The 7,406-nt window shown below is 71.7% G+C and carries 7 protein-coding genes; 5 read left to right on the top strand and 2 right to left on the bottom strand.

Annotated features, from left to right (window positions below; translation table 11 throughout):
* The 3 genes from ACSNOB_RS30935 to ACSNOB_RS30925 form a co-directional block, all read left to right on the top strand.
* The coding region (locus tag ACSNOB_RS30935) for an Rv0361 family membrane protein (RefSeq protein ID WP_436690874.1) at nt 1-490 on the top strand (490 nt) is incomplete at its 5' end.
* 26 nt (nt 491-516) lie between these two features.
* Nucleotides 517-1,494: an ArsA-related P-loop ATPase gene (locus ACSNOB_RS30930; protein ID WP_393111480.1), complete on the top strand. Its 978-nt coding sequence runs from the start codon at nt 517-519 to the stop codon at nt 1,492-1,494.
* Nucleotides 1,495-1,548: 54 nt separating this feature from the next.
* Entirely contained in the window at nt 1,549-2,700 is a 1,152-nt protein-coding gene (locus ACSNOB_RS30925; RefSeq protein ID WP_393111482.1) for an ArsA family ATPase, read from the top strand.
* Between the two features lie 6 nt (nt 2,701-2,706).
* Here ACSNOB_RS30925 and ACSNOB_RS30920 read toward each other — a convergent pair whose 3' ends face one another.
* Nucleotides 2,707-3,027 carry a WhiB family transcriptional regulator gene (locus ACSNOB_RS30920; protein WP_319460489.1) on the bottom strand — a complete coding sequence of 107 codons (321 nt, stop codon included), beginning with the start codon at nt 3,025-3,027 and terminating at the stop codon, nt 2,707-2,709.
* 405 nt (nt 3,028-3,432) lie between these two features.
* Between ACSNOB_RS30920 and ACSNOB_RS30915 the strand changes: the two genes are divergently transcribed.
* The gene (locus tag ACSNOB_RS30915; protein WP_436690871.1) at nt 3,433-5,877 is read left to right on the top strand and encodes a penicillin-binding protein; all 2,445 of its coding nucleotides are present in this window, start codon (nt 3,433-3,435) and stop codon (nt 5,875-5,877) included.
* Nucleotides 5,878-5,958: 81 nt separating this feature from the next.
* On the opposite strand, the gene ACSNOB_RS30910 is transcribed toward ACSNOB_RS30915, so the two are convergent.
* Nucleotides 5,959-6,414, bottom strand: coding sequence for a GatB/YqeY domain-containing protein (locus ACSNOB_RS30910; RefSeq protein ID WP_436690869.1), 456 nt, complete (start codon nt 6,412-6,414; stop codon nt 5,959-5,961).
* A 25-nt stretch (nt 6,415-6,439) separates the two neighbouring features.
* Between ACSNOB_RS30910 and ACSNOB_RS30905 the strand changes: the two genes are divergently transcribed.
* The gene (locus ACSNOB_RS30905; protein ID WP_436690867.1) at nt 6,440-7,333 is read left to right on the top strand and encodes a metallophosphoesterase; all 894 of its coding nucleotides are present in this window, start codon (nt 6,440-6,442) and stop codon (nt 7,331-7,333) included.
* Nucleotides 7,334-7,406: the final 73 nt, after the last annotated feature.

The raw sequence follows: 7,406 nt of genomic DNA, 5'->3' as shown, positions 1-7,406 counted from the left end.
GCCCCCGGCCGGGTACCCGCCCTACCCGCCACCCGCCGCGCCGAAGAAGAAGAAGCGCGGCGTGCTGATCGCCTCCATCGCCCTGGCCGTGATCCTGCTGCTCTGCGCCGCCGGCGGCGTCGTCACCTTCCTGACGCTGCGCAACGCCGAGAGCGGGGAGGGCGCCAAGGAGCCGGCGGTCGCGGTGGACGAGTTCCTCACCGCCGTCTACCAGGAGCGCGACGCGGACAAGGCCGCCGCCCTGGTCTGCTCGTCGTCCCGCGACGAGAAGCAGATCGCCGCCAAGGTGGCCGAGGTCGAGAAGTACGTCTCGGCCCACCAGAACCCGCGGTTCCGGTGGAGCAGCCCCAAGGTGGACAACCAGACCGGCGACCGCGCCACGGTCACGACCAAGGTCACCATGACCACCGCCGACGAGAAGGTCGCCGACCAGGACCTGCGGTTCACGGTGGTGAAGAAGACGGGTTGGTGGGTCTGCGAGGTCGCCTGAGGCCGTCCGCTGGATAGGCTCGACGGGTGCGAGCAGCAGAGCGGGCGGCCGGCCCGGCCGGTACGGAGTGGCCGGCCCGCCTCCACGTCGTGACCGGCAAGGGCGGCACCGGCAAGACCAGCGTCGCGGCGGCCCTGGCCCTGGCGCTGGCCGCCGGCGGCCGCCGCACGCTGCTGGTCGAGGTCGAGGGACGGCAGGGCATCGCCCAGCTCTTCGGCACCGACCCGCTGCCCTACGAGGAGCGGCACCTGACCGACGCGCCGGGCGGCGGCGAGGTGCGGGCCCTGGCGGTGGACGCCGAGGAGGCCCTCCTCGAATACCTGGACATGTTCTACAAGCTCGGCGCGGCCGGCCGGGCGCTGCGCAAGCTCGGGGCGATCGACTTCGCCACCACCATCGCCCCGGGCCTGCGGGACGTCCTGCTCACCGGCAAGGTGAAGGAGGCCACCACCCGCACGGCCGACCAGCGGCGCGCGTACGACGCCGTGGTGCTGGACGCCCCGCCGACCGGGCGGATCGGCCGTTTCCTGAACGTCACGGCCGAGACGGCGCGGCTGGCCAAGGTGGGCCCGATCAAGACCCAGAGCGAGGGGGTCGCCGCGCTGCTGCGCTCCCCGATCACCGCTGTGCACGTGGTCACCCTGCTCGAGGAGATGCCGGTCCAGGAGACGGTCGACGCGATCGCGGAGCTGACGACGTTCGGCTTCCCGGTGGGTCGGGTGATCGTCAACGGCACCCGGCCGCCGCTGCCCGCGGGTCACGCGGTGAGCCCGGCCGAGTTGGAGCGGGGGCTGCGCGCCGCCGGGCTGCCGGCGGACCGGGACACCGTCGCCGGGCTGGCCGCGGAGGCGCGCGACCAGGCGATCCGCCGCGAGCTGGAGGATTCGCTCCGCGCCGAGCTGGTGGAGCTGGGGCTGCCGCTGACCGAGCTGCCGCTGCTGCCCGACGGGGTGGACCGCGCCGGGCTGGACCGGCTCGCCGAGGCCCTCGTCCGGGCGGATTGACTCACACCTGCCGCCGGCACGGGCGCGCCGACCGACCCGGCCCGATACGCTCGATTGGTGCCTTCCGAAGACGCGGCGCCGCAGCTGGACGTCGACCAGATCCTCGCCGATCCGGGCGTGCGGATCGTGGTCTGCTGCGGGGCGGGCGGGGTGGGGAAGACGACCACGGCCGCCGCGCTCGCGCTGCGGGCCGCGGAGCAGCACGGCCGGCGCACGGTGGTGCTCACCATCGACCCGGCCCGCCGGCTGGCGCAGTCGCTCGGGCTGACCGAGCTGGACAACACCCCCCGGCAGGTCAAGGGGATCGACGTCGAGGCCAGCGGCGGTGAGCTGCACGCCATGATGCTGGACATGAAGCGCACCTTCGACGACGTGGTGCTCCAGCACACCGATCGCGCGAAGGCGGACGAGATCTTCGCCAACCCGTTCTACCAGGCCATGAGCTCGACCTTCGCCGGCACGCAGGAATACATGGCGATGGAGAAGCTGGGGCAGTTGCACGCCCGGGGCGAGTGGGACCTGATCGTGGTGGACACCCCGCCGTCCCGCTCTGCGCTGGACTTCCTGGACGCCCCGGCCCGCCTCTCCCGCTTCCTCGACGGGCGGATGCTGCGGCTGCTGCTGGCCCCGGCGCGCACCGGCGGCCGGAGCATGTTCAGCCTGGTCACCGCCTCGTTCGGGATGTTCTCCAAGGTCGTGCAGAAGGTGCTCGGCGCCCAGTTGCTGACGGACCTCTCCGGCTTCGTCGCCGCGCTCGACTCGATGTTCGGCGGGTTCCGGCAGCGCGCGGAGCAGACGTACCGCATCCTCCAGGCGCGGGAGACGGCGTTCCTGCTGGTCGCGGCGCCGGAGGCGGACGCGGTCCGGGAGGCCGCCTACTTCGCGGGCCGGCTGCGCGAGGAGAAGATGCCGCTGGCGGGCCTGGTGCTCAACCGGGTGCACCGCCCGGCGGTGCCCGGCCTCGACGCGGCGGAGAGCCTGGCCGCCGCGGAGCGGCTGGCCGCCCTCGGCGGGCACGAGCGCACCGTCGACGTGCTGCGGGCCCACGCCGCCCTGGCCCAGCAGGCGCTCCGCGAGCGGCGGGTGGCGGCCCGGTTCACGGAGGCGTTCCCGGCGGTGCCGGCGGTGTCGGTGACGGCGCAGCCCGCCGACGTGCACGACGTCGACGGGCTGCGGACGATCGGCGCGGCGATCAGCCGGCCGTGACGGCGCTCAGCCGGCGGCGGTGACCAGGATCTTGTCCTTGCCCGCCTTGTCCTTGGCGTTCTTCTTCATCGCGGCCTCGAACATCTTGCGCCAGCTCGTCACCTGGGGGTGACGGCGCAGCAGCGCGCGGCGTTCGCGTTCGGTCATGCCACCCCACACTCCGAACTCGATCCGGTTGTCCAGCGCGTCGGCCAGGCACTCGTACCGGACTGGGCAGCTCCGGCAGATCCGCTTGGCCACGTTCTGTTCGGCGCCCTGTACGAACAACGCGTCCGGGTCCCCGTTCTGACACGCCGCCAGCGACGGCCAGTCAGTGATCATGCCCATCTGTACTCGTCCCCCCTTGCAGTACCTACCGACCCCGTCGCGGACCAGCCGGCAATTCCCCCCGGTCGCCCGGCGCGCCTTCCCCAAGGCGGCACGGACGACATGTGGCTCTGTCGCCGCCCCCATCATGCTCTGTAGTCACCCGATTACGCAACGTTGTCGGCTAAATCCATCATTCCGGACACTCCCGGCTTCCCGGGCTTCGCGACCGCCGGTTACCCCGCCGGAGTCCGTGAAAACGCTGCGGGCCCCCTCGGGAAGGAGAGAGACTCGACGCCGGATTCACGCAACCACGCACCGGGGGTCGTGCGTTTAGCACAACGAGGTCGGCGCGCGCAGGAAATGGGGAAAGAACGCCCCAGCGCCCCTCGTTCCCTACTCGCGTACCCTGTCGAGGTGACCTGGATGCGGAAACGTGACCACAATGTGCTGACCAACGCCGCATCGCTGCTCATATGTGGCCTGTTGGCCGGCGTGGTGGTCGCGGCGGCGGCCTTCCCCGCGGTGGCGATGTCCGGCCTCGCCGCGAAGGCCGGCGCCGAGACCTTCGGCGCACTGCCAAAGGAGCTGACGGTGGCCCGCGCGCCGCAGATCAGCTACCTGTACGCCTCGGACGCCAAGACCCCGCTGGCGACCATGTACGACGAGAACCGTCGGGACGTGAAGCTGGCCGATGTCGCGCCGGTGATGCAGAAGGCGATCATCGCCGCCGAGGACCACGACTTCTACAAGCACAACGGCGTGGACCTCAACGGCATCGCCCGGGCCTTCGTCAACAACCAGTCCAACGCGTCCTCGCAGCAGGGTGCCTCGACGCTGACCATGCAGTACGTCCGGCTGGCCATCGCGTACTCGGCGAGCCACCCGGCCGACGTGGTCGCGGCCACGGAGGACACCAGCGCCCGCAAGCTGCGCGAGATGCGCTACGCCCTCCAGATCGACAAGGAGCTCTCCAAGGACGAGATCCTGGAGCGCTACCTGAACATCGCCGCGTTCGGCAACGGCGCGTACGGCATCTACGCCGCCAGCCAGGTCTACTTCAACAAGCCGCCGAGCAAGCTCAAGATCGAGGAAGCGGCCATGCTCGCCGGCATGGTGAAGGCGCCGAGCACCAACGACCCGACCACCAAGAGCGGATACGCGGCGGCCGTCGCCCGGCGCGACTACGTCATCGACAACATGGTCGAGATCGGCGCGATCACCCAGCAGGAGGCGGACGCGGCCAAGGCCGTCAAGCTCAAGGTCACCGGCAAGCGGGCGCCCAACGGCTGCGTCTCGACCAACGAGAAGGGCTGGGGCTTCTTCTGCGACTACTTCTACCGCTGGTGGATGCAGCAGGAGACGTTCGGCTCGACCACGTACGACCGGGAGCGGCGGCTGAAGAGCGGTGGCTACACCGTCGTCACCACGCTCGACCCCCAGGCCCAGCGGGGCGCCGACAAGGCCGTCCGCAAGGCCAAGAAGGAGACCGCCAAGGAAGCCGCCATGGTGGCGGTGGTCGAGCCGGGCACCGGTCGGGTGCGGGCGCTGGCGGTCAACCGCACCTTCAAGCTCGACGACCCGAAGAAGCCGGCGAACAAGCCGCACAGCGACCCGAAGCAGCGCAAGAAGGGCAAGCTCGGCAACTACCCGAACACCGTGAACCCGCTGCTCACCGGCGGCGACGGCATCACGGGCTACCAGGCCGGCTCGACTTTCAAGATCTTCACCATCGTGGCGGCGCTGGAGAAGGGCATCCCGCTCGGCTACACGTTCAACGCCCCGGCGCAGTTCAAGTCGGAATACATCATCGACAGCAGCAGCCCGGCGGCGTGCGCCGGCACCCACTTCTACTGCCCGACGAACTCGAACAAGAAGCCCGGCGGCGTGCAGACCATGTGGAGCGCCTTCGCCCAGTCGACCAACACGTACTTCGTGCCGTTGCAGCAGAAGGTCGGCGCGGAGAACGTGGTGGACGTGGCCAAGCGGCTCGGCATCCAGTTCCGCCAGGCCGAGGACGCGAAGTTCGCCGGCAGCAAGGAGGCCGCGCACCAGTGGGGCGCCTTCACCCTCGGCGTCTCGCAGACCACCCCGCTGGAGATGGCCAACGCGTACGCCACCCTCGCCGCGGACGGCAAGTACTGCGAGCCCATCCCGGTGCAGGAGATCAGGGATCCGGAGGGCAAGAAGCTCGACATCGCCAACCCGCGCTGCGAGAAGCGGGTCAGCACCGAGGTGGCCCGCGCCGCCGTCGACGCGGCACGCTGCCCGGTCGGTGACAACTCCTCCACGAGCAGGTGCGGCGGCAGCCGTACGGCCGCCAGCGTCAGGGGCATCGTCGACGCCCCGGTGGCCGGCAAGTCCGGCACCACCGACTCGGAGAAGACCGCCTCGCTGGTCGCGATGACGAGGCAGTACGCCGTGGCCGGCATCATGGCCGACCCGGACTGGCCGCAGACCAACGTCAAGATGAAGCACAACCAGAAGGACGGCATCAACCCGCCGGTCTACGAGACGCTGCGCGACGCCATGAAGGGCAAGAAGCGGATCAACTTCGAGCCCCCGGGCCAGAAGATCCGCGAGGGCGACCAGCGCCGTATCCCGGACGTGAAGTGCCTGGACGTGGAGCAGGCGAAGTCCCGGATCGAGGCGGAGGGCTTCGACGCGGTCGTCTCCGACATCAAGGTCCCGTCGACCTGCGCCCCCGGCAAGGCCGCGGGCACCAGCCCCGACGGCCGCACCATCAAGGGCGGCGTGGTGACCATCCAGATCAGCGCCGGCGGGGGCACCACCCCGGGCAGCACCACGCCGGGCGGCACCGGCGGTCCGCCGATCAACCCGGGCCGCCCGCCGAGCCGCCCCGGCGGCTGATCGGGCGGACGACGACAACGGGCGGGCACTCCCTCGCGGGGTGCCCGCCCGTTTCGCGTACCCGGGTCGGTGCGGCCCGACTCAGAGGCCGAGCTGCCGGCGTACCTCGGCGGCCACCCGACCGCCCTCGGCCTGGCCGGCCACCGCGGCCTGGGCCGCCTTCATGGCCGGGCCCATCTGCGCCTTGCCGGTGAAGCCGCCCGCGGCGAGCGCCCCCGCGACCAGCTCGCTCAGCTCCGCGTCGGAGAGCTGCTTCGGCAGGTAGCGCTCCAGCACCTCACCCTCGGCGGTTTCCTTCGCGGCCTGCTCGCTGCGGCCGGCGTCGGCGAAGGCGGTCGCGGCCTCCCGGCGCTTCTTCGCCTCCTTGGTCAGCACCGCGAGCACCTCGTCGTCGGTGAGCTCGCGCTTGGCCTTGCCGGCGACCTCGGCGGTGCCGACGGCGGCGAGCGCCATCCGCAGCGTCGAGGTGGTCAGCTCGTCGCGCGCCTTCAGAGCGGCGCGCATGTCGGCAGTGAGACGGTCCTTCAGCGTGCTCATGGACGGTGAAACTACCCTGAACGCCATGCGAAAGCGCACACTATTCCGGCTCGCGACCGGGACCGCCGCGCTGGGCGCGGCGACCCTGGCGTACGCGTCGCTCGTCGAGCGCAACATGTTCACCCTGCGGCGGTACGACGTGCCGGTGCTGCCGGCCGACGCCGAGCCCCTGCGCGTCCTGCACCTGTCCGACCTGCACATGATGCCCGACCAGGGGCGCAAGCAGCGCTGGGTGGCGTCGCTGGCCGCGCTCGACCCCGACCTGGTGGTGGTCACCGGGGACAACATGGCGCACCCCGGCGCCGTGCCCGGCGTGCTGCGCGCCCTCCAGCCGCTGCTCGACTACCCGGGGGCCTTCGTCTTCGGCTCCAACGACTACACCGGCCCGGTCTGGAAGAACCCGTTCACCTACTTCCTGCCCGACCGGGAGTACACGGAGGGTGTCGAGCTGCCGCACGAGGAACTGCGCGACGTCCTCACCGGCGCGGGCTGGGTCGACCTGAACAACGCCCGCACCACCGTCAAGGCCGGCGGCCGGGCGGTCGAGCTGCTCGGGGTGGACGACCCGCACATCGAACGGGACGACTACGAGTCCGTCGCCGGGCCGGTGTCGCCCGTGGCGGACCTGTCGATCGCGCTCACCCACTCCCCCGAGCCGGCGGTGCTCGACCGGATGGCCGCCGACGGCTTCGGGCTGCTGCTCGCCGGGCACACCCACGGCGGCCAGGTCTGCGTGCCGGGTGTCGGGGCGCTGGTGACGAACTGCGGCCTGCCCCGCTCGATGGCGCGGGGCCTGCACCGCTGGCCCGGCTCCGACTCCTGGCTGCACGTCTCCGCCGGTCTCGGCACCCACCCGACCGCGCCGGTCCGGTTCGCCTGCCCGCCGGAGGCGAGCGTGCTCACCCTGATCCCCCGCTGACCGCCCGCGCGGCACAACGACCCCGCCGCACCGAGACCCCTGCCCCACCGCCCCGCACCCCCCCGCCCCAGCG

The sequence above is a fragment of the Micromonospora sp. URMC 106 genome (genome assembly GCF_051386395.1).
GTDB lineage: Bacteria > Actinomycetota > Actinomycetes > Mycobacteriales > Micromonosporaceae > Micromonospora.
The sequence above is the reverse complement of the archived record's forward strand: the minus strand, read 5'-3'. Positions and strand labels throughout refer to the sequence as shown.

What these genes read in the sequence shown, in the direction of transcription:
- ACSNOB_RS30905 (WP_436690867.1), top strand. Translation starts at nt 6,440, where the DNA reads ATGCGAAAGCGCACACTATTCCGGCTCGCGACCGGGACCGCCGCGCTG.
- ACSNOB_RS30910 (WP_436690869.1), bottom strand. Translation starts at nt 6,414, where the DNA reads ATGAGCACGCTGAAGGACCGTCTCACTGCCGACATGCGCGCCGCTCTG.
- ACSNOB_RS30920 (WP_319460489.1), bottom strand. Translation starts at nt 3,027, where the DNA reads ATGGGCATGATCACTGACTGGCCGTCGCTGGCGGCGTGTCAGAACGGG.
- ACSNOB_RS30915 (WP_436690871.1), top strand. Translation starts at nt 3,433, where the DNA reads ATGCGGAAACGTGACCACAATGTGCTGACCAACGCCGCATCGCTGCTC.